Annotated in this window: 15 protein-coding genes; 11 read left to right on the top strand and 4 right to left on the bottom strand. The window is 43.0% G+C overall.

Annotated elements, in window-relative coordinates:
- Nucleotides 1–90: 90 nt before the first annotated feature.
- Nucleotides 91–1,431: a Trk system potassium transporter TrkA gene (gene trkA, locus DWW10_RS19000; RefSeq protein WP_007666955.1), complete on the bottom strand. Its 1,341-nt coding sequence runs from the start codon at nt 1,429–1,431 to the stop codon at nt 91–93.
- A complete protein-coding gene (dxs, locus tag DWW10_RS18995; protein WP_022392889.1) occupies nt 1,428–3,332 on the bottom strand; it encodes a 1-deoxy-D-xylulose-5-phosphate synthase in 1,905 nt (634 codons plus the stop codon). The genes trkA and dxs overlap by 4 nt, the downstream gene beginning before the upstream one ends.
- A 702-nt stretch (nt 3,333–4,034) precedes the next feature.
- Here dxs and DWW10_RS18990 point away from each other — a divergent pair.
- The 6 genes from DWW10_RS18990 to DWW10_RS18965 all read left to right on the top strand — a co-directional run bounded on the left by DWW10_RS18990 (nt 4,035) and on the right by DWW10_RS18965 (nt 12,907).
- Nucleotides 4,035–4,757, top strand: coding sequence for a helix-turn-helix domain-containing protein (locus DWW10_RS18990; protein ID WP_022392888.1), 723 nt, complete (start codon nt 4,035–4,037; stop codon nt 4,755–4,757).
- A 20-nt stretch (nt 4,758–4,777) separates the two neighbouring features.
- A complete protein-coding gene (locus DWW10_RS18985; RefSeq protein WP_118422091.1) occupies nt 4,778–5,767 on the top strand; it encodes a GSCFA domain-containing protein in 990 nt (329 codons plus the stop codon).
- Nucleotides 5,743–8,271, top strand: a complete 2,529-nt coding sequence (locus DWW10_RS18980; RefSeq protein WP_118221928.1) for a bifunctional UDP-N-acetylmuramoyl-tripeptide:D-alanyl-D-alanine ligase/alanine racemase — start codon at nt 5,743–5,745, stop codon at nt 8,269–8,271. The genes DWW10_RS18985 and DWW10_RS18980 overlap by 25 nt, the downstream gene beginning before the upstream one ends.
- 100 nt (nt 8,272–8,371) lie before the next feature.
- Entirely contained in the window at nt 8,372–8,587 is a 216-nt protein-coding gene (locus DWW10_RS18975) for a Sec-independent protein translocase subunit TatA/TatB (protein WP_022392885.1), read from the top strand.
- 106 nt (nt 8,588–8,693) lie between these two features.
- Nucleotides 8,694–9,515, top strand: a complete 822-nt coding sequence (tatC, locus tag DWW10_RS18970; RefSeq protein WP_118221929.1) for a twin-arginine translocase subunit TatC — start codon at nt 8,694–8,696, stop codon at nt 9,513–9,515.
- A complete protein-coding gene (locus DWW10_RS18965; RefSeq protein ID WP_118422090.1) occupies nt 9,515–12,907 on the top strand; it encodes a DEAD/DEAH box helicase in 3,393 nt (1,130 codons plus the stop codon). The genes tatC and DWW10_RS18965 overlap by 1 nt, the downstream gene beginning before the upstream one ends.
- 391 nt (nt 12,908–13,298) lie before the next feature.
- Here the strand turns inward: DWW10_RS18965 and DWW10_RS18960 are convergent, their stop codons facing one another.
- Nucleotides 13,299–14,816, bottom strand: coding sequence for an MFS transporter (locus tag DWW10_RS18960; RefSeq protein WP_182021470.1), 1,518 nt, complete (start codon nt 14,814–14,816; stop codon nt 13,299–13,301).
- 301 nt (nt 14,817–15,117) lie between these two features.
- Between DWW10_RS18960 and DWW10_RS18955 the strand changes: the two genes are divergently transcribed.
- Nucleotides 15,118–16,338: a glycoside hydrolase family 88/105 protein gene (locus DWW10_RS18955; protein WP_118221931.1), complete on the top strand. Its 1,221-nt coding sequence runs from the start codon at nt 15,118–15,120 to the stop codon at nt 16,336–16,338.
- Nucleotides 16,339–16,342: 4 nt separating this feature from the next.
- Nucleotides 16,343–17,311 (top strand): pectinesterase family protein, encoded by a 969-nt coding sequence (locus DWW10_RS18950; protein ID WP_118422089.1) that lies wholly within the window; start codon nt 16,343–16,345, stop codon nt 17,309–17,311.
- Nucleotides 17,312–17,402: 91 nt separating this feature from the next.
- On the opposite strand, the gene DWW10_RS18945 is transcribed toward DWW10_RS18950, so the two are convergent.
- Complete coding sequence (locus DWW10_RS18945) at nt 17,403–17,750, bottom strand: cupin domain-containing protein (RefSeq protein ID WP_118422088.1); 348 nt, start codon at nt 17,748–17,750, stop codon at nt 17,403–17,405.
- 148 nt (nt 17,751–17,898) lie between these two features.
- Here DWW10_RS18945 and DWW10_RS18940 point away from each other — a divergent pair, with 148 nt between their 5' ends.
- From DWW10_RS18940 to DWW10_RS18925, 3 genes are all read left to right on the top strand, one after another.
- Nucleotides 17,899–19,665: a pectinesterase family protein gene (locus tag DWW10_RS18940; protein WP_118422087.1), complete on the top strand. Its 1,767-nt coding sequence runs from the start codon at nt 17,899–17,901 to the stop codon at nt 19,663–19,665.
- A gap of 148 nt (nt 19,666–19,813) precedes the next feature.
- Nucleotides 19,814–21,130, top strand: a complete 1,317-nt coding sequence (locus tag DWW10_RS18935) for an acetylxylan esterase (RefSeq protein WP_118422086.1) — start codon at nt 19,814–19,816, stop codon at nt 21,128–21,130.
- Between the two features lie 402 nt (nt 21,131–21,532).
- A complete protein-coding gene (locus tag DWW10_RS18925) occupies nt 21,533–24,526 on the top strand; it encodes a SusC/RagA family TonB-linked outer membrane protein (RefSeq protein ID WP_118422102.1) in 2,994 nt (997 codons plus the stop codon).
- Nucleotides 24,527–24,541 lie beyond the last annotated feature (15 nt).

The following is a 24,541-nucleotide window of genomic DNA, read 5'->3' as shown; positions in this document are numbered from 1 at the left end:
ATTATAGATTATGAATTATGAATTATGAACGGACTTTGTAGCAAAGCGTGTGGCGCAGCTAATTCATCATTCATAATTTATCATTCATAATTAATTAAAGAATTTCTCAATCTTTTTAATCATCATATTCAGGCAGAACACTACTACGTGGTCGCCCGGTATTATCTGGGTATTACCGGTTACTACCACACCTTCACCTTGGCGGATTAATCCGCCGATGGTAGCTCCCTTTGGTAAACCGAGGTCTTTAACTTGATGTTTGGTGATTTTAGAATCGGCCTTCACGGTGAATTCCGCAACATCGGCATTGGCAAAAGTAAGACATTTCACATTGCTGACATCAGCATCCAGCATCATTTGATAAATGTGGCTGGCGGTGATCATCTTCTTGTTGATCACTGTACCGATATCGAGGCTTTCTGCCATGCCTATATAATCTATATTTTCTACTTCTGCCACTGTTTTGCTGACGCCCATACGTTTGGCTGCAAGGCAGGAGAGAATATTCGTTTCCGAGTTGTCCGTCAGTGCTACGAAAGCTTCCGTATTCTTCAGACCTTCTTCAATCAGTAAGTCCATATCACGACCATCACCATTGATAATCATGACTTTATCATCGAGAATCTCCGTCAGGCGGTTGCAACGGTTCAGATCGTTGTCTATGATCTTTACCTGCATATAGTCGGGTACATATTGTGCGGTTCGTACGGCAATGCGGCTTCCACCCATGATCATTACGTTGCGTACATCGGCATAATCTTCCTTACCGGCTATCTTGCGTATATAGGGTACATATTTACGGGTGGTGGTGAAATAAACAATATCATGTAGTTTAATTACATCGTCACCACGCGGAATAAGTGTCTCGTTGCCGCGTTTGATGGCTACTACATGATAGGGTTTATCCGTCCCGGCGAGTTGGTGGAGAGGAATATCCAGTATTTCCGCTTTCTCACGCATTTTGGTACCGATCAGTATCAAAGACCCGCCACAAAACTCCCACCATTGGCGTACCCAACTCATACGTATGGAGGATACGATTTCTTTTGCTGCAAGCATTTCCGGGTAAATCAGTGAATCGACACCCAGCTTCTTGAAGAACTCCTTATTTTTTGGCAGAAGGTATTCGTAATTATCAATGCGGGCAACAGTCTTTTTAGCACCGAGGTTGGTAGCCAACATACATGCAGTCATGTTACGGCTCTCGTCGGGAGTGACGGCTATAAAGAGATCTGCCTCTTTAGCCCCCACTTCTTTCAACCCTTGAATGGAAGTAGGTGAAGCCGTGACCGTCATCAAGTCAAAGTTGGAACTGAGTGTGCTCAACCTTTCCTCATTGTCGTCCATCAATATGATGTCCTGCTTTTCGCGGGACAACAATTTTGCCAAGTGTGTGCCTACTGCGCCGGCACCGGCAATAATAATTTTCATCGCTCTCTTATTATACTTTCTAATATCCCTTTTTCATCCATACCACACAAGTGATACAACTCTTGTACTGTTCCATGTTCTATAAACGTATCCGGCACACCTATGCGTTGTACGTGTGGGGTATATCCATTGTCGGCCATAAATTCCAGGACGGCACTACCCATGCCGCCTTTCCGTATGCCATCTTCAATGGTGATGATGCGGGAAAATGAGTGTCCTATTTCATGCAGCATTTCCTCGTCCAGTGGCTTAAGGAAACGCAGATCATAATGTGCTATTGAAATGTCTTTTTCTTTTTCTGCCCGTTCGATGGCTTTTGCGGCGATATTGCCTATCGGACCAAGTGTGAGTATAGCAAGGTCTTTGCCATCCTTTAGTTTGCGTCCCTTGCCGACGGGTATTTCTTCCAATGGGCATTTCCAGTCTATCAGCACACCGCGTCCGCGAGGATAGCGGATGACGAACGGTCCTTTATCCGGCAACTGTGCCGTGTACATGAGGTGACGCAGTTCATGCTCGTTCATGGGTGATGATATAGTTAGATTGGGAATGGGGCGGAAATAAGCTAAGTCGAACACACCGTGGTGCGTTGGGCCGTCTTCGCCTACCAGTCCGGCACGATCCAGGCAAAGTACAACGGGTAATTTGAGTATGGCTATGTCGTGAATGACGTTGTCATAGGCACGTTGCATAAATGAGGAATAGATGTTACAGAACGGTTGCATTCCTTCTTTGGCCATACCTCCTGAGAAGGTGGCAGCATGTCCTTCGGCAATTCCTACGTCGAAGGCACGGTCGGGCATTGCCTGCATCAGCATGTTCATGGAGCATCCTGTAGGCATGGCGGGAGTGACACCGACAATGCGTGGGTTCTGTCCGGCAAGTTCCACAAGGGTTTCACCGAACACATCCTGATAGAGTGGGGGCAGGTTGTGAGTGTCTGCCGTAAAGCGTTCGCCGGTTTCAGGATCAAACTTACCCGGTGCGTGCCAGATACCCGGTGCCTTTTCTGCCGGTTCAAATCCTTTTCCTTTGACCGTATGTAAATGTAGGATTTTCGGTCCTTTCATGTCTTTGATATCCCGCAGGATACGGGCGATATTTTTCACATCATGCCCGTTGATGGGACCGAAATAACGGATATTCATTCCCTCGAAGATGTTCTGTTGTTGGGCAGCCATCGATTTCAGACTATTACCGAAACGGATGAGTGCTTTCCGGCGGTCTTCATTGAGAATGCCCACTTTGAATAACATTTTGGATATTCTGAAACGCAGTTGGTTATAGCGGTTCGAGGTTGTCAGGTTGAATAAGTATTGCTTCATACCACCTACGCTGCGGTCGATGGCCATGTCATTATCATTGAGGATAATGAGAAGATTGTTGGAACTTGCCGAGGCGTTATTCAACCCTTCAAAAGCCAGTCCTCCACTCATGCTGCCGTCGCCTATAACAGCAACCACATGGCGATCTTTTTCTCCTTTTTCTTCTGCTGCTACGGCCATGCCGAGTGCTGCTGAAATGGAATTAGACGCATGTCCGCAGGTGAAAGTATCATAATCGCTTTCATCGGGAGAAGGGAAAGGACGAATGCCTTTGAATTTCCTGTTTGTGGAGAATGTTTCCCGGCGTCCGGTCAGTATCTTATGACCATACGCTTGATGGCCCACGTCCCACACAATACGGTCGTAGGGGGTATTGAACACATAATGCAGGGCGACGGTCAATTCTACCGTCCCCAGACTGGCTGCAAAGTGTCCCGGGTTACACGAAACTTCTTTTATAATGTCCTGCCGCAATTCTTTGCAGATTTCCGGAAGTTGCTCAACACTCAGTTTGCGCAGGTCTTCCGGGTCAGAAATAGAATTTAGCAAGTTATATGATGCTGTCTCTGTCTTCATCTCTGTTCTGAGGATTACAAACTGCAAAATTAGTAAAAGAAAACGGAAGGTCATTTCCTTTTCGGGGAAAAAATGCGAATCCTTGCTTCTTTAACCTTCGTGCATCTGTATTTCACCTTATATTTTAATAACGGAAAAGTTGCGAGCTACGGGTTACAAGCTACAAGTGGCTGCGTTATTTTCCGAAAGGCGCTTATTGCTTGTAGTTAATTTAAAACGGAAAAGTAATGAACTAAAACAAGAACAGAATAACATTACATATTATTTACAAATAGCAAATGTTTAAGGAAAAGTAGCATACTGAACCTAATTCAGTCGTATACTGAATGCCATTCAGTCGTATACTGAATAGGGCTCAGTCGTATACTGAATACGATCCGGAATATCATGTTGATAATCAAAAAGTTGCAAAGTGTCTTACTGCTATTGATAAAACTTGACAAATTGTTAAAACATCATTGTGCTTAATGGGATGGGTTATGAATTGATTTATCAACGCATCTTATCTATTCTTTGATTAGAGGATGGGTTATCTTTGCTTTTTGTTTGTCTCTTTAAAACAAATTGATTACTTTTGTTGCTGCAATGCATCGCTTGGTTTTCGTATAGAAAACAATCAGCCTCAGTTTAGGCGTTTTACGAAATGCAGAAGTGTGCATCTATGAACAAGAAATGCATTGGAACTTAATTAGCACAAATCAAATGGAGAAAGAAAAAGATTCCTTATTTAGCGTAGCGGACATAGTGAAGCGCGCCAAACGTGTACTGAACTTTAAGACTGATGCTGATCTGGCCGCTTACCTGGGCGTTTCGCGTTCCACACTTAGCAACTGGATTGCGCGTAACAGTACTGACTTTCCGTTGTTGTTGAGCAAAATGAAAGACGTAGACTACAACTGGTTATTGCTGGGAAAAGGAAGTCCTGTACATCAGGCAAAATTATGCAATAGTGAGTACGCAAGGGGAGAAGTAGAGATAATCCACAATCCCAAAACACCCGATCCGGTGGGCGACCGTAGCGTAGCGCTTTATGACATCACTGCTGCTGCCAATCTAAAAACACTGCTTGCCAACAAACGTCAATATATAGTAGGTAAGATACAGATTCCCAGCATTCCCTTGTGTGATGGCGCCCTCTATATCAGTGGAGATAGTATGTACCCTATTCTGAAATCAGGAGATATCGTAGGCTTTAAAGAAATCAGTAGCTTTAGCAATGTCATTTATGGTGAGATGTACCTGATTTCGTTCAATATCGATGGAGACGAATATTTGGCGGTGAAATATGTGAACCGTTCGGAAATAGACGGTTGCATCAAGCTGGTGAGCTATAATCCGCATCATGAACCGATGGATGTGCCGTTTGCAGCTATCCAGGCAATGGCAATTGTGAAGTTCTCGATCAGGAAGAACATGATGATGTAGAATACTAATTTTCATAATCTATGGATTTCTTTACTCCCGTTGAGTTGCCTTCCGGTTTGCCACCTCTTGTACAGGCAGATAGTCTCCTGTTGATGGGGTCTTGTTTTGCTACCAACATGGGGAGCTTACTCGCGGATGCTAAATTTCATCCGGATATAAATCCTTTTGGTGTTCTCTATAATCCCTTGTCCATTTCGGCTGCCTTGCGTGAGGTGGTGGCAGGTAAGGTATATAAGGAAGAAAATTTGTTTTTCTTCCGCGAATGCTGGCATAGCCCCATGCATCATGGAGATTTTTCTTCACCTTCAATGGAGGAAACTTTGCAGCGCATCAATGCCCGCTTGTTGGCGGCACACGAATGCGTTCATCAACTGGATTGTCTGATGTTGACTTTTGGTACATCCTGGGTGTACGAACAGAAGACTACGGGGCATGTTGTTGCAAACTGCCACAAGCAGCCGGAATCTGTCTTTATTCGTCGCCGACTCAGTGTGCAGGAGATTGTATCCGACTATACTTCCCTTTTCTCCGGTCTGATTGCCCGGAACCCGAAGTTGAAAGTGATTCTTACCGTCAGCCCTATACGGCACATACGCGATGGAATGCATGCCAATCAATTGAGCAAAGCCACGCTTTTGCTTGCCATCGACCAATTGCAGGCTTCTTTTCCCGAACATGTCTCTTATTTTCCGGCTTACGAACTCTTGCTCGACGAGCTTCGCGACTATCGTTTTTATGCTGACGATATGATGCATCCGTCCCCCCAGGCGGTACGCTACGTATGGGAGAAGTTTGTGCAGACTTGCTTCTCGGCAGATGCGTTAGAGATTATGCAGGAAAGTGAAAATATCAATAAAGCGCTATCTCATAAGCCTTTCCATCCGGAGTCAGAGGAGTATAAGCGTTTTTTAGGACAAATTGTGTTAAAAATAGATCGACTTAACCAAAAATACCCGTACTTAGATTTCCAAAACGAGAAAGAAATATGTCATATACGATTGAAACAATAGCCGAACGCATTGGTGCGCGACGTGTGGGGGACACGCCGGCAACTATAGACTGGTTACTTACCGATAGCCGTTCCTTGAGTTTCCCCGAAGAAACTTTGTTCTTTGCCTTAACTACCAAACGCAACGACGGTGCCCGCTATATATCTGATTTATATTCACGTGGCGTTCGCAATTTTGTGGTAAGCAAAGAAACTTATAAGGCAATTGAAAATGGACAATTGATTATAGATGATTCTATACAACGTGATGATGCGCAGTCAAGTCTCATACCCCAACTCAACTTTTTAGTAGTTGCTAATCCGCTGAAAGCTTTGCAGAAATTGGCGGAGCAACATCGTGAGCAATTCCAGATTCCTGTGATTGGCATCACAGGCAGCAATGGAAAGACTATTGTGAAAGAGTGGCTTCATCAGTTGCTTAGTCCCGAACGGGTAATTGTCCGTTCGCCTCGCAGTTATAATTCTCAGATCGGAGTGCCTCTGTCTGTCTGGCAGATGAACGAACAGTCTGAGCTTGCTATCTTCGAAGCCGGTATCTCGGAGATGGGGGAAATGCGTGCCTTACAGAATATTATCAAACCAACCATTGGCATACTGACTAACATTGGTGGTGCTCATCAGGAAAACTTCTTCTCTTTGCAAGAAAAATGTATGGAGAAGCTGACTCTGTTTAAGAACTGCGATGTGGTGATTTATAATGGTGATGATGAATTTATCAGCAATTGTGTGGCCAAGTCCATGCTCAGTGCCCGTGAAATAGCATGGAGCCGGAGAGATATGGAGCGTCCTCTGTTTATAAGTAAGGTGGAGAAGAAAGAAGATTGTACCGTCATCTCTTACCGTTACCTGGAAATGGACAATACTTTTATGCTACCTTTCATTGATGATGCTTCTATTGAAAACTCGTTGAATTGTTTGGCTGCTTGTCTTTACCTGATGCTTCCCGCCGAAAAAATTACGGAGCGCATGACAACACTGGAACCGGTGGCTATGCGCCTGGAGGTAAAGGAGGGCAAAAACGGTTGCTTATTGATTAATGATAGTTATAACAGTGATCTCGCTTCATTGGATATTGCGCTCGATTTCCTTTACCGTCGCTCGCAAAGCAATGGGTTGAAGCGTACACTCATTCTTTCTGATATACTGGAAACGGGGCAGAATGCACCGACGCTTTACCGGAAGGTATCGCAGTTGATTAATAGTCGTGGCATTGAGCGCATCATCGGTGTTGGAAATGAGATTGCCTCGTGTGCTGCACGTTTTGATATTGAAAAGGCTTTCTATCCTAATACGGAAGCATTGTTGCGTGCTATTTCCCGTGGTGAGCTACGGTTGGAAAATGAAATTATATTAATAAAAGGTGCCCGTCAGTTTGGCTTTGATGCTTTGACGGAAGAACTGGAGAAGAAGGTACACGAAACGATTCTTGAAGTGAATCTCGGAGCCATGATAGCCAATCTGAATTATTATCGTAGTAAACTGAAGCCGGAAACCAAGATGGTCTGCATGGTGAAAGCGTCTGCGTATGGTGCAGGTTCGTATGAGATTGCCAAGACGCTACAGGAACACCATGTCGATTATCTGGCTGTGGCTGTGGCCGACGAAGGTTCCGAACTGCGCAAAGCAGGCATTACGGCGAGCATTATCATTATGAATCCGGAGATGACGGCCTTCAAGACCATGTTCGACTATAAGCTGGAGCCGGAAGTGTACAGCTTCCATTTGCTGGATGCACTGATTAAGGAGGCGGAAAAAGAAGGCATTACCAACTTCCCTATTCATATAAAACTGGATACGGGTATGCATCGTCTGGGCTTTGCTCCCGAGGATATGCCACGACTTATAGAACGGTTGAAGAGTCAGAATGCAGTTATTGCACGGTCTGTATTCTCTCATCTTGTAGGCAGCGATGCATCTCAGTTTGATGCATTTACGCGCGGACAAATAGAAATGTTTGAAGCTGCCTCTATGCAGTTGCAAGCAGCATTTCCGCATAAAATACTCCGTCACATCTGCAACTCGGCAGGTATTGAGCGTTTCCCCGGAGCACAGTTCGATATGGTACGTCTGGGCATCGGTTTGTATGGTATCAGTCCGATCGATAATACTATTATAAATAATGTAAGTACACTGAAAACTACCATCCTGCAAATACGGGAGGTGCCCGAAGAAGATACGGTTGGATATAGTCGCAAGGGACATCTGACACGTGATTCACGTATTGCTGCACTGCCTATCGGATATGCCGACGGACTAAACCGTCACTTAGGCAATGGTCATGCATATTGTCTGGTGAATGGGCAACGTGCACCTTATGTCGGTAATATCTGCATGGATGTCTGCATGATAGACGTTACGGATATTGAATGTAAAGAAGGGGATACAGTAGAGATATTTGGCGATCATCTGCCCATTACGGTGCTTTCCGATATACTTGAAACCATTCCTTACGAAGTATTGACAAGCGTTTCTACACGGGTGAAGAGGGTTTATTATCAGGACTGATATTCGGTTTTACCTTTATTCTTTTCATTTTAATCCATGTAAAAGCGTGTAATCTGTAGTGAAACTATTATATTTGCAACAAATTTAAAAAACTATGAATATGACAAACTTACTTTTATTAGGCTTTCTGCCCAGCGGTTCCGAATGGGTTATTATTGCTTTGCTAATCCTGTTGTTGTTCGGTGGTAAGAAGATACCCGAATTGATGAAGGGATTAGGTAAAGGCGTGAAGAGCTTCAAGGACGGTGTGAATGAGGCGAAAGAAGAAATAAACAAGGCAAAGGATGATATAGAAGAGCCGGCTTCTAAAAAATAAATAAGTTACGATCAAAGAGTAACAGGCTACAAGCTACGAACTACAAGGGGGTGCACAATCAGATACTTGTAGCCCGTAGCTTGTGGCTCGTTACTAATTCACTACTATGGCAGATAAAGAACTAACCTTTTGGGATCATTTGGACGAACTGCGTCGGGTACTGTTTCGCGTTCTCGGCGTGTGGTTTGTATTTGCAGTCGGTTATTTTATTGCAATGCCGTGGTTATTTGATAATGTGGTGTTGGCACCCTGCCACAATGATTTCATCTTTTACGACGTGCTGCGATACGTAGGAAAAACATTCAATCTTAACGATGAATTCTTTACGCAGCAGTTTCACGTCAAACTGATCAATATAAATCTGGCGGCTCCGTTCTTTGTTCATATGTCCACCGCGTTCTGGATGTCGGTGGTGACGGCTACGCCTTATATCTTTTTCGAAATCTGGAGGTTTATCAGTCCTGCCCTTTACCCTAACGAGCGTCGTGGGGTAAAGAAAGCTTTATGCATTGGTACAGTGATGTTTTTCCTCGGTGTACTGCTGGGCTATTTTATGGTCTACCCATTGACGTTGCGCTTTCTCTCAACCTACGAACTGAGTGCATCCATTGAGAATCAGATTTCTTTAAATTCTTACATAGATAACTTCATGATGCTGGTGCTCTGTATGGGACTGGCTTTTGAATTACCGTTGGTGACCTGGTTACTTTCACTTTTAGGATTGGTGCACAAATCTTTCCTGCGCAAGTACCGTCGTCATGCACTGGTGATTATTGTGATAGTCGCAGCTATTATTACGCCAACCGGCGACCCTTTCACTCTGACAGTGGTTTCCATTCCGCTTTATCTGCTCTATGAGTTGAGTATCCTTATGATTAAGGATAAGAAAACTGACACGGAAGATGCGGATGAAGATAAGGAGGAATAATGCAGGAAGAGGTACGGGAATACTATCACTTCTTACTTACTGTCTGCCGGGATGAAAATATTCCATTAACAACGGCTTACCGTCAGCTTCGTGAATTTCTGGAACGTCTTTGTCGTACACAGATGCCGGACGGTAGTCTGCAAATGACTGACTTGTCTGCACGTATCAGCTTTGTAGCTTCGAAAGCCGGACTGTCTGTTGTGGAACAAAATCGCTTACATACTTTTCGCCTGACCTCCAATGCTGTTCTGAACCGTTTGGCTGAACCCTCACGGGAGAATCTATTGAGAGACATCAAGACATTGACTTTCTTTGTGAAGAAGCTTACGGGAGAGGAGATACCGGCGGAACTTTACCGCTTGCTTCCCCGTGCGGATGCTACTTATATCGTTTCTCCGCCTGCTAAAGAACGGGTACGCCGGATGCGTGTTTGTTTTCAATATGCCGATGATACGTATTTATATGTATTGCCTGTAGATACCGTTGCTGATGAACCGTTACGGGTGCGATATAATGTACCGCAGGTGAATGAGGAATTTGCAGAAACCTGTCAATTGTTATGGCGCCATGCACAGGTCAATCTGTTGGATGTAGCTGTAGACGAGGCGGGCGTACTGACACCTTCCTTTATTATTTTAGAACCGGATTATCTGTTGGATATCAGTTCTCTGGCAGAGTGTTTTAAAGATTACGGGCATCATCCGGCCAATTATCTGCTGGCGCGTTTGCAATCTCCCGATAATACACGTCCTCTGTTGCTCGGTAATATTGCCAATCTTTTCCTGGATGAATGGATCTATGCGAAAGAGGAGCCGGACTATTTATCCTGCATGAAAAAGGCTTTCCGCACTTATTCCATAGAGTTGGCTGCATGTGCCGATTTGTTGGACAAGGAGAAAGAAAAGGAATTCTTTGCCGATTGTAAACGGCACTTCGAACATATCCGTCAAACGGTGACTGAAACTTTCCGGACTCCCGGTTATGAACTGGATAAAACAGATGCGGTATTGGAACCTACCTATATATGTGAAGCACTGGGGTTGCAAGGACGTCTGGACTATATGCAGCGCGATATGTCTTCCTTTATAGAAATGAAGTCGGGTAAAGCCGATGAGTATTCTATCCGCGGCAAGGTGGAACCGAAAGAGAATAATAAGGTACAGATGTTATTGTATCAGGCAGTGCTGGAATATTCTATGGGAATGGACCACCGCAAAGTAAAGGCATATTTGCTGTATACACGTTACCCGTTGTTATATCCTGCCCGTCCATCGTGGGCAATGGTACGGCGTGTGATGGATGTCCGCAACAGGATTGTGGCGAATGAATATGGCATGCAATTACGTAACAGCCCTCATTATACGGCGGAATGCCTGAAAGCTATCAATCCGGAGACACTGAATGAGCGTCATCTGAATAACACGTTATGGAAACGCTATCTCTATCCGTCCATCGATGCAGTGGCACAACGTATCCGGATGCTTACTGCATTGGAACAATGCTACTTCTATACACTCTACAATTTTATAACCAAGGAATTGTACACTTCAAAATCAGGTGATATTGATTATGAAGGGCGTGCAGGAGCTGCCGCTTTGTGGCTTTCCACACTTGAAGAAAAGCGTGAGGCAGGGGAGATACTATATGATCTGACGATTACAGAGAATCATGCGGCAGATATACATAAGGCATATCTTGTATTGGCACGTCCGGTTAATGATTTATCTCTGCAAGTTTTGCCGAATTTCCGTGAGGGTGACACCATCGTCCTCTATCAACGCAATCAAGATACGGACAATGTAACCAATAAGATGGTATTTAAAGGGAATATAGAGCGAATCACCGACCGGGATATCCGTATCCGTCTTCGTGCTTCGCAACAAAATACTTCTGTGCTTCCTCTGGATAGTTGCTATGCCATAGAGCACGATTATATGGATACTTCTTTCCGCAGCATGTATCTGGGACTTTCCGCTTTCCTTTCCGCTAACAAGGATCGCCGGGATCTATTGCTGTCTCAGCGTGAACCGGAATTTGATACTTCTTTTGATGCCCGTATTGCAGCTGCTTCCGATGATTTTTCCCGCATTACCCTGAAGGCACAGGCAGCCAGGGATTATTTTCTTTTGATAGGTCCTCCGGGTACCGGAAAGACTTCCCGTGCTTTGCGTGGTATGGTAGAAGCATTCTATCGTGAAGGGAAACAGATACTGTTGCTTTCATATACAAATCGTGCAGTGGATGAGATTTGCAAAACCCTTTCTGTAATAACGCCTGAGATTGATTTTATTCGTATCGGAAGTGAGCTCTCTTGTGATCCTTCTTTCCGTTCCCGATTAATAGAGAATGTGCTGGAGCCTTGTTCTACACGTCGTGAAGTACATGCACGCATAGAGCGTTGCCGTGTTTTCGTTGGTACTGTTGCCACCTTCTCATCTAAAACGGATATGTTTCGTCTGAAGACTTTTGATGTGGCTATTGTGGATGAGGCTACCCAGATATTGGAGCCACAACTGTTAGGGCTTCTTTGTGCACGAAATGTGGTTGGCAACAATGCCATCGGTAAGTTTATTCTTATCGGCGATCATAAACAGCTGCCTGCCGTTGTTCTTCAATCCGAATCGCAATCTGAAGTGTGTGAAGAATGCCTGCAGAGTATCGGTTTGTATAACCTGAAAGATTCTCTGTTCGAACGTCTCTATCGTACAGTCTCCGCCAATCACTCGTCACCAACCACTCAGCGTTTTTACGATATGCTTTGCCGGCAGGGACGTATGAATGTGGAAGTAGCCCGGTTCCCTAATCATGCTTTTTATGGCGGATTACTGGAAGCGGTCGGTTTGCCGCATCAGCAAGGTGAACTTGTACTTGCTCCGGGACTGGAGAGTGATGAATTTGCTGATGTATTGGTGAGTCGGGTAGCTTTTCTTCCCTCGGTGCCGGAGACTCCTTCACAATCAGCGAAGATAAACCATTCCGAAGCACAACTTACAGCGCGGTTGGCTGCTGCCGTTTACCGACAGTATGAGGCAAGCGGTTCCGGCTTTCATTCTGCTTTGACTTTAGGCGTTATTACTCCTTATCGTAGTCAGATAGCCCTTATAAAGAGCGAAATAGCAGCTTTGGGTATTCCTGTTTTGAATGATATCCTGGTGGACACCGTAGAACGTTTCCAGGGAAGTGAGAGGGATGTGATTATTTATTCTTTCTGTGTGAACCGTACTTATCAACTGAAATTTCTTGCCAACCTTACGGAAGAAAGAGGAGTATGGATTGACCGGAAACTAAACGTTGCGCTCACCCGTGCCCGCAAGCAGCTATTTATGACAGGGGTGCCTCACTTGTTACGACAAAATCCTATCTACGCCGATCTGCTCGATACGGTTTTATAAAGCTTTACCAATTCCATTTAGTAAATCTTAAATGTTCCTCAAATCTTTATATCTTTTATTAATATCTCCGAATGGAATAAACGACTATCTTTGCCGAACGTTTTTTTCATAGAGATTTAGATTTAAGGTTAGAAGAATTGTGGAAGTCGTGAGACTTCCCTTTTTTTCATCTTAAAATTTTGCGCTCCTGTATTTCTCATGAACCGTTTGGAGGTGTAATTTGCTAAAGTGGGCACTGAGGTTTGTGTGGTTTTAACGGGAGAGTGCAGAAGAGAGTCGCTTCGTGAGAAGGGGCTTTTTTTGTGCCCATACTTTTTATATTATACTAAAAAAGGTGCCCATCGCTGAGCACCTTTTTCATTGTTTATTCTATTATAAACTTATAATATTATTATTCCAGTACGATAGGTTTGTACTTAGGTACCAAAGCTTTCATTACAACCCAACCGATCAGGTAGGCCACCGCACATACACAGAAGATAATGAAGTATCCTGCAGGTTTACCGGAGAAGCCCATGAACTCCATGGCAGGGCGTACAAACTGTGCGCCTTGTTCCAGTAAATCATGGGTCATTTCTACTTCTTTTCCATCTACCATTGTACTTCCTGATGAATATACGAAGAGATTACCTGCTACTTTCTGCAGAATCATTGAACCGAAACCACCGGCCATACCACCAATACCTGTGATACTTGCAATAGCTGCTCTTGGGAACATATCACTTACGGTAGAGAAGATATTAGCAGACCAGGATTGGTGAGCTGCACCACCGATACCGATCATGATAACCGGCAACCACGGCGAGATAGTCCCCAGAGGCTGTGCCAACAGTACTACCAGCGGGAAGAATGCAAAAATCAACATAGCACGCATACGTGCTGCATACGGGTTCAAACCAGTTTTGTTGATAATGATAGTAGGTAATTTACCACCATAGATTGAAAGCATCGTGATGGCATATAGGGTAAAGATCAGAGCAATACCCAATCCCTCGGAAGTTTTGATACCAAATTGAGTATTCAGATAGGAAGGAGTCCAGAACAGGAAGAACCACCATACACCGTCAGTCATAAATTTACCGAAAGCGAATGCCCAGGTTTGTTTATAGCTGAAGCATTGCCAGAATTTCATCTTCTTTTCGTCTTTTTCTTCTACTACCGGAGCAGCACCTTCTTCATGCTTGTCCTGTTCGATATATTCCAGTTCGGCTTTGTTTACGTGTTTGCTTTCTGAAGGTTTAGAATACATGAATACCCAGAAGCCCATCCAGATAAAACCGAGAGCACCAATTACAATGAAAGCCATTTCCCAACCCCATGCTTTAGCCAGCAAAGGAATAGTCAGCGGAGCAACCAAAGCACCGATAGAAGCACCGGCATTAAAGATTGAAGTAGCATACGCACGGTCTTTCTTAGGGAAATACTCAGCAGTTACTTTGATAGCAGCAGGGAAGTTACCGGCCTCACCGAGTGCCAATACGCAACGGGCTGCAAGGAAACAGTACATACTAATTGTAGCAATGGTTACCACAACATCACCAGTAGCACCCATTAATTCGGCTGCACTGTGCAGACCTACGAAGTGCTCGGTTACGACACCACAGAGAGCGTGGAGACAGGCACCTGCCGACCATACACCGATAGCCCAAAGAAAACCTTTCTTAGTTCCCATCCAGTCGATGAAGCGACCTGCAAACAACATGCAGACTGCATAAACAATAGAGAAAACAGAAGTGATTGTTCCATAGTGTGATTCGTCCCAATGGAATTCGGGTTTGATAAATTCATCCCACGTCAATGACAGCACCTGGCGGTCAAGGTAGTTTACTGTTGTCGCAAAAAATAACATGGCACAGATGGTCCACCTGTAGTTGGTCATCTTTCCCACTGCATTTTGATTTAAACTCATGATACGTTGATTTAAAATTATTAATTCTTATTTCTGGGGCCAAAAATACACATTATTTGATGTATATCAATACTTTTTTCGTCTAATTTCCTGCAATTTTTGTTCGAAATGCAAATAAATGGCAAAAAAACTCGTTATCGCGCACGAAATCGCTCGTTCTCGTACACGAAAAAATAAGATTGTAGAGGACGAAAATAAATAATGCACCATTTCGGTCGAAAAGTACACAACGGTTTAGGTGAGAACCGCTATCTTTGTCACATTACTTAATATAATCTATATACCTAAAAACAAGAATAGAATGATGAATAATCTACTTTGTAAAACTTTTGTGATGGGAGCGCTGATTTGCTCTACCCAGTTGTCCGCTCAGAAAGTTAGTGATAAGCAACCCTGGTCTGTGCGTATGGTAGAGTCAGAGATGATTCGTTGCCCGGAATCCTGGCAGTTGGATTTCCAACCGAAATTGAAATGGGACTATTGCCATGGACTGGAATTGCAGGCTATGCTGGATGTGTATGATACCTATGGAGATAAGAAAATGTTCGACTATGCATTGGCTTACGCGGACACTATGATACACAATGATGGAAGTATCGAGACTTATAAATTACATGAATATAATATTGACCGTCTGAACTCCGGTAAATTCCTGTTCCGTATTTATGAACAGACGAAAGATGAGAAATATAAGAAAGCCATAGACCTGCTACGTAGCCAGCTCGATACCCATCCACGCAATGAGGATGGAGGTTTCTGGCATAAGAAGATTTATCCCAATCAGATGTGGCTGGATGGCATCTATATGGGGGCTACATTCTATGCAGAATATGCTTACCGTAACGATCGCGTACAGGATTATCAGGATATTGTCAATCAGTTTATTACGGTAGCCCGCCATACTTATGACCCCAAAAATGGCCTTTACCGTCATGCCTGTGACGTCAGTCGTAAGGAACGTTGGGCAGATCCTGTTACCGGACAGTCTCAACATAGCTGGGGACGTGCTATGGGCTGGTATGCAATGGCATTTGTAGATGCATTGGATTTTATTCCGAAGCATGAGGCAGGACGTGACTCTATGCTCGTTATCTTGAATAATATTGCTGCACAAGTAAAGCGCATACAAGATCCGAAGACAGGGCTGTGGTATCAGGTACTGGATAAAAGCGGTGAGAAAGGAAACTATGTAGAGTCTTCTTGTTCCACTATGTTTGTTTACGCTCTGTTTAAGGCGGTTCGTAAAGGATATATTGATAAGTCATATTTGAAAGTAGCCCTCAAAGGCTACCAGGGCATCCTCGATAACTTCATCGAAGTAGATAAAGATGGTGTGGTTACTATCACGAAAGCTTGTGCAGTTGCTGGATTAGGCGGTAAGAATTACCGTATGGGCGATTACACCTATTATATAAATGAAACAATCCGTAGCAATGACCCCAAAGCGGTAGGTCCGTTTATCATGGCAAGTTTGGAATGGGAGCGTTTGCAGCAAGTAAAAGAAATCGTTAATCAAAAATAAGACAATGAAACGACTGACTTATTATTTATGCGGCATAGTTCTTCTCCTGGTGGGAATCATGCCATTGTCGGCACAAACTCAATGGAAGGATACGATTGTTGTATCCCGCGATGGTTCGGGAGACTATCGTACTTTGACAGAAGCTATGGAAGGTATCAGGGCTTTTATGGATTATAAAGTGACGGTACTGGTAAAGAATGGTACTTATAAAGAAAAAGTGGTTATTCCTTCCTGGTTGCAGAATGTAGAATTCATTGGTGAAAGTGTGGAAAACACGATTATCACGTATGATGACCACGCCAATATTAATAAAATGGGTACTTTTCGCACCTACACAGTGAAAGTGGAGGGGAATAGCATAACTTTCAAGAACCTGACTATAGAAAATAATGCTGCCAGACTGGGACAAGCTGTGGCACTCCATACGGAAGGTGATAAACTGGTATTCATAAACTGCCGTATTTTGGGTAATCAGGATACTATTTATACAGGTGTTGCCGGTACACGGCTCTATTTTGTAGATTGCTACATTGATGGAACCACCGATTTTATATTTGGTCCTTCTACTGCATTGTTTGAGAATTGCGAGATACGGAGTAAAACTAATTCATACATAACGGCGGCTTCTACACCCAAAGATATTGCGGTGGGATATGTTTTCAAGAACTGCCGGCTGACTGCCGACCCCGGTGTGGATAAGGTATATCTGGGACGTCCTTGGCGTCCGTATGCTGCTACTGTATTTATCAATTGCGAAATGGGCAAACATATTCGTCCCGAAGGTTGGCATAACTGGGGAAATGTAGAAAATGAGAAGACAGCACGTTATGCTGAATATGGAAGTACCGGAGAGGGTGCTCCAATAACTGATCGTGTGAAATGGGCTAAACAATTGACGAAAAAGGAAGCTGCACTATATGATGATCTGAGTTACATCTATAAAATGTGTAGCGATTGGAACCCTGCTAAATAACAACTTAACTTCCTGCCTGCAAGAACTTAATTCCTTGTCGACAGGAAGTTAACTTTTTGTTCGCAAGAAGTTAACTCCTTGCAGACAGGATTTAGCGTTTCAGAAAATCTGCTCTCATGGGGCTGAAACAGTCTATCAAGATACCGGCTTCCAGGCATACACAGCCATGTACCGCATCCGGTTCGATGTAAACACCGTCTCCGGTTTCTACAATTTGTTTTTCACCATTTACGGTAAATTCAAATTTACCGTTTGCCACATAAGTGGTTTGTGTATGATAGTGAGTATGTGGTGTACCGACAGCTCCTTGCTCGAATTTCACTTTTACAAGCATCACTTGTCCGTCGTAACCCATGATTTGGCGTACCACTCCTTCACCTGCAGGTTCCCATGCTATTTCTTTTTCAAGAATGAAGGTGTTACTTCTTGTCTTTTCCATTTTGCCAGTCAGATTGATTATTTTACCGGCAAATATACGATTAATATTAATTTTTCTACCGATTGCGACTTTTTTTACCCTTAAAACCCTCTGTTTTTAGGTAATATTGCAGCCGGAAACTAAGAATACTATTTATATATAATGAACTATGAAACATAAGTTGACATTATTACTGGGGTTGTTTTTTCTGCTTTCTGCTTTCAAGGCTGACAAACCAGTGATTACGATTTTTATGATTGGAGACTCCACTATGGCTAATAAGTCATTGACGGGTGAAAACCCGGAACGGGGGTGGGGGCAAATGTTGCCCGGTTATCTCTCCGAGGAAATACGTGTGGATAATCATGCCGTGAACGGGCGGAGTTCCAAGAGCTTTATTGATGAAGGGCGCTGGGAAAAGGTAATCTCACAAGTGAAGAAAGGTGATTATGTATTTATCCAATTCGGTCACAATGATGAGAAGTCCGACCCAAAGCGGTATACAGCTCCGGGAAGTACTTTTGATGAAAACCTGAAACGTTTTGTAAACGAAACACGTGCTAAGGGAGGTATCCCTGTTTTGTTTAACTCCATTGTGCGCCGAAACTTCGGCACAGCGGACGGGAATGCAGTTGCTCAGGCTATCAGTCAGGATGATATACAGAAAGGCGTGAATCCGGATGCAACACGGGAAGCTTCGGGACAAACAGTTATTGCTGAAGGTGACAAGCTGATTGATACGCACGGAGCCTATCTGGACTCTCCGCGAAATGTAGCGAAAGAACTGGGTGTTGCATTTGTGGATATGAATAAGATTACGCACGACCTGGTAGAAGGCATGGGACCGGTAGAGTCTAAAAAGCTGTTCATGTGGGTACCTGCCAATCAGGTTGCTGCTATACCTAAAGGACGCGAAGATAATACCCATCTGAATGTATACGGTGGCCGCATTGTATCCGGTCTGGCTATGGATGCCATTGCTAAAGAAGTACCGGAATTGTCTAAGTATGTCCGTCATTATGATTTCGTAGTGGCACAGGATGGTAGCGGAGACTTTTTCACTGTACAGGAAGCCATTGATGCTGTTCCCGATTTCCGCAAGAATATCCGTACTACGATATTGGTGCGTAAGGGTGTGTATAAAGAGAAAATCGTAGTACCCGAAAGCAAAATTAATATTTCCCTGATAGGTCAGGAAGGTGCTATACTTTCGTATGATGATTATGCGCAGAAGAAGAATTGCTTTGGTGAAGAAAAAGGAACTTCTGGTTCATCCTCCTGCTATATTTATGCTCCCGACTTTTATGCCGAGAATATTACATTTGAGAATTCTTCGGGTCCGGTGGGACAGGCTGTAGCCTGTTTTGTAAGTGCTGATCGTGTTTATTTCAAAAACTGTCGTTTCCTTGGTTTCCAGGATACACTCTATACCTATGGAAAAAACTGCCGCCAGTACTATGAAGATTGCTATATAGAAGGTACGGTCGATTTTATCTTTGGCTGGTCTACGGCTGTATTCAATCGTTGTCACATTCATAGTAAAGGTGGAGGCTATGTGACAGCACCTTCTACGGATCAGGGGCAGAAATATGGTTATGTATTTTATGATTGCCGACTGACGGCTGATGAGGGTGTACAGGATGTCTATCTGTCGCGTCCCTGGCGTTCGTATGCGCAGGCTGTATTCATCCGTTGCAATTTAGGCAAGCATATCGCTCCTGCCGGTTGGAATAACTGGGGTAAAAAGGAAGCGGAAAAGACCGCATTCTATGCAGAGTATGAAAGCACGGGTGAAGGTGCCAATCCAAAAGCACGTGTACCTTTCTCACATCAACTGAAAAATCTCAAAGGTTATGAAATAGATTCCATACTTATCGGAGAAGATGGTTGGAATCCGGTAAAAAATGGGAATGAATTATTAAGCATAAAGCGCTGACCCGTATCTGTCAAAACCGTATCATCTCCGTACCATCTCCGTGTTCATAACTACGGACTTGACACGGTTTTGACACGGAGTTGATACGGACTTGGTAGGAAGATGGTCTTTGTGACTGGTAAAATAATGTGATAATACTAAAAACATAATGATGAAAAAGAGTTTGTTTATATGGCTGTTCGCCCTGATCTTTCCGCTGTCATTTGTATGTGCGGAAAACTACCCGTACCGGAGTGATGTACTTTGGGTGACCGTGCCCAATCATGCTGACTGGATTTATAAGACCGGAGAGAAAGCTAAGGTTGAGGTGCAGTTCTATAAATACGGCATTCCGCAGGATGGCGTAACTGTTTCTTATGAAATAGGTGGTGACATGATGCCGGCGGATACTTCCGGTTCCGTTACTTTGAAGCAAGGAAAGGCGGTGATACCTGTGGGAACAATGAAAGAACCCGGTTTCCGTGATTGTCGTCTGACAGCGACCGTGGATGGAACAAGCTATAAACATCATGTGAAGGTAGGCTTTTCACCGGAAAAGATTCAACCTTACACACAGATGCCAAAAGACTTTAAAGAATTCTGGGAAAACAATAAAGCGGAAGCTACCAAATATCCGTTGACTTATACTAAAAAGCTTGCAGAGGAGTATTGTACGGATAAGGTTGATTGTTATCTCATTAAATTAATGCTGAATAACCGTGGACAGTGCATTTATGGTTATCTTTTCTATCCTAAGAATGCAGTGAAAGGTTCTTGTCCGGTTGTACTTTGTCCTCCGGGAGCTGGAATTAAAACTATAAAGGAGCCTCTGCGTCGTAAATATTATGCGGAAGAAGGATGTATCCGTTTCGAAATCGAGATACATGGTCTGAATCCGGAGATGAGTGCGGAAGAATTTAAGGAAATCAGCAATGCTTTTAATGGCAGAGAGAACGGTTATTTAAATAACGGATTGGAGAACCGTGATAATTATTACATGAAACGTGTCTATCTGGGTTGTGTACGCAGCATCGATCTCCTGACTTCTCTGCCCGAATGGGATGGTAAAAATGTAATTGTCCAAGGTGGCAGCCAGGGAGGAGCTTTGGCACTGATTACTACCGGACTGGATAGCCGTGTAACAGCTTGCGTTGCCAATCATCCGGCATTGAGTGATATGGCAGGCTATAAGGCAGGACGTGCAGGTGGTTATCCTCATTTTTTCAGAGTAGAGGGTATGGATACTTCGGATAAGCTGAAAACGATGGCATATTATGATGTGGTGAACTTCGCCCGTATGATTAAAGTTCCTACTTATATCACTTGGGGATATAATGATGATACCTGTCCGCCTACTACCAGTTATGCTGTTTATAATGTGCTGGATTGCCCCAAAGAAGCACTGATAACTCCGATTAATGAACATTGGACTTCTGATGCTACGGAATATGGACAGTTGAAGTGGATATTGAGACATTTGAAGTAAATAAGAGCGTTTTATATTCTGTTTCCTTTCTGATATACTTCCTTTGAAAATATATCAGAAAGGATTTTTTATAAGCTTTTCTTTTTTGATAGAAAATGAGATGAATGAGTGTAGCGAAATAGTAGTTTAATAAAGTGGTTGATGTGAATAAATAGAGAGTGATGAATAGATTCGTAGAAAAAACGGTTTCAGGGGGAGAAAAAGGTGTAGAAAAGATGTGGAATAATTGTTTAAAACCCCTTCCAGACGAGCTTTGGGCTGTGTGGACTATTTTTTTAACCGATTTGAGCATATTTTTCACCTGTAAAATCAATATAATCCTCTCCTTTGCATGGCAAGGTGAAAGATAAAGCCTTATTGAGAAACTTTGAATCTTTATTTATTAATCCCAAATGTATTAATATGAAAAACAAACTGCATTTTGATTTTAGAAAGTTGTGTTTTGTATTGGCATTGATAGTAACACAATGTCTGTATGCACAAAACAAGACGATTACAGGAACGGTGACTGACTCGAAGCAAGAACCGTTGATCGGTGTGAATGTGACTGTAAAAGGTAATTCCGCTGTAGGAACAATAACTGATATGGATGGTAAGTATACATTGTCGGTTTCTTCGGGAAAAAACACTCTCATCTTCTCTTATATAGGATATGTAACACAGGAAATCGCAGTCGGCTCACAGAATACAATTGATGTGGTACTGCTGGATGATGCACAGGCTTTGGAAGAGGTGGTAGTAGTAGGTTATGGTACTATGAAAAAGTCCGATTTGACAGGTTCTGTATCTTCCATCAGTAGTGATCGTTTTAAAGTTGGTACTGACCTGAGCCCTCAACAATTGATGCAAGGTGCCTTTTCAGGAGTAAATATCAGCCAGAATAGTGGTAAACCCGGTGGATCTAATACAATCCGTGTTCGTGGAGGTACATCTATTACTGCTTCCAATGATCCGTTATATGTAATTGATGGTGTTCCTATCAATTCTTCTGCTGGTGTAAGTTCCAGTCACATCGCTTCCAATGGTAGTAATACAGACTTCTTTGACCAGGAATCAGTAAATCCATTATCTTCTATTAATCCTAATGATATTGAATCCATCAATATCTTGAAGGATGCTTCTGCTACGGCTATTTATGGTTCCCGCGGTGCTAATGGCGTTATTATGATCACTACGAAGAAAGGGAAAAAAGGTGTTAAGCAATTGGATTACAGTTATAGCTTGGGTATTTCTAATGTAGCTAATAAGCTGGATGTACTGACTGGTGATGAATACCGTAAGGCAGTAACTGATTTAGGATTATCTTTGGATGATAAAGGCGATAATGCAGATTGGCAAGATCGTATTTTCCGTACGGCAATCTCTCAAAATCATTACCTTTCTTTCATGAGTGGAAGTGAGGATACAAACTATCGCGCATCTTTGGGGTATAGTGACCAGGAAGGTATTATGCTGGGTTCTGGTATGACAAGTGCCAATGCCCGTGTGAATATTAATCATACAGCACTGGATGGCAAGCTGAAGTTAAATATGAATTTGAACTATGGTGAAACACATGCTGACCAGGCACCGGTATCCAATACTGTTGGTAGTGAGATGGGAAGTAGTATGTTGTACGAAGCATATGTTTTTAATCCTACTTATCCGGTTTATGATGAGGAAGGTGATTTCTATGATGTGCCTCCTTATCGTGTGAATCCAGTATCTTTTGCATCTGAAATTCTGGATGAGCGTAAAAACAGGAAATTCCTGGGTAATCTGACTGCTGATTGGAATTTCTATAAACCTTTTACGTTCCAGGTGAATTTGGGTTATACTTATAATTCTATCGAACGTAACTCTTATATATCCAAGAGTAATCTGCTGGGTAATGGCAATGATGGTTATGTTAGTGTACAGAAATTGCAGGATTATTCTAAACTGTTGGAAACAATCCTGAAATACAATCAAAAATTTGGTAAACATTCTATTGATGCCATGCTGGGTTATTCTTACCAGTATTTTTATGATGAAGGAAATCATACCCGTGCTTATGGTTTCTTGTCCGACACCTTCAAGTGGTATAGCCTTGCTGCTGCAAAAACAGTGGAAAGCGTAAGTAGCTTTGCTGAAAGCAATACCCTTATATCTATGTATGGACGTCTGAATTATAATTATGGGGATAAATACTTATTTACCGCTACAGTACGTCGTGATGGTTCCAGCCGTTTCGGTGCCGATCACAAATGGGGTATTTTCCCTTCTGCAGCCGCTTCCTGGAGAATCTCTCAGGAGGAATTCTATCATAGCGATATTCTTACAGATCTGAAACTACGTGTCAGCTATGGTATCACAGGTAATCAGGAGATTGGTAACTATAATTCTCTGAATACGCTGGGAGCCAGTACTAATGGATATTTGGTAGGGGGTGAGAAGGTAACTATTGTATTACCTCAACAATACTCTAATCCTGATATAAAATGGGAACAGACTGCACAGACAGATATAGGTTTGGACTTTGGTTTCTTCAATGGAAGAATTCATGGTAGTATTGACTATTACTATAAAAAGACGACTGATTTATTGCTTTCCGTGGCGGTTCCTTCCCCTTCCTTGATTACTTCGCAGATTGCGAATGTAGGTTCTGTAAAGAATCAGGGTATTGAAATAGACTTAGGATTTGGTGTACTGCGTACCAAAGACTTTTCATGGGATGTGAATTTGAATTTCAGCCGGAATAAGAATGAACTGATAAGTCTGTCGAATGATAAGTGGACTGGTGAAAACATGAAAGTTGCTCCTTGTCAGGGCCAAGGTCTTTCAGGTTCTTATGCCCAGTTGGTAATACCTGGACAACCTTTGGGAACTTTCTATGGAAAGAAATTCATTGGTATCGTAGATGGTAAAGAACAGTTTGCCAATAATGGCGAGTCTGAAATCATAGGTTGCGCACAACCTGATTTTACGTATGGCATTTCTACTACTTTGCGTTATAAGAATTGGAGTTTAAGCATGAACCTGCGTGGTAGTGTAGGAAATGATGTCTATAACTGTACGGCAAACAACCTCTCTTATCTGAATAACCTACCGGGTAGAAATGTATTGAAAGAGGCAGTGACCGCCGGTGTGAATCGTGAAGAAGCCAAAGTATTCTCTTCCAGATTTATAGAGGACGGTTCGTTCTTACGTATGGATAATCTTTCTTTAGGTTATGATTTTAGTTTCAAACCGTTGCGTATTACTCGTGCCCGTGTATTTGTTTCCGGTCAGAATTTATTCACCATTACCGGATATTCCGGTCTGGACCCGGAAGTAAATTCGGAGGTTTCCAGAACAGGAGTAGCTCCGATGGGCATAGACTATTTGAGTTATCCGAAAGCACGTACTTTCACAATGGGCATCAACGTTTCGTTTTAAACCTTAATTTATTAT

This window comes from Bacteroides intestinalis (genome assembly GCF_003464595.1).
GTDB classification, from domain to species: domain Bacteria; phylum Bacteroidota; class Bacteroidia; order Bacteroidales; family Bacteroidaceae; genus Bacteroides; species Bacteroides intestinalis_A.
The sequence above is the reverse complement of the archived record's forward strand: the minus strand, read 5'-3'. Positions and strand labels throughout refer to the sequence as shown.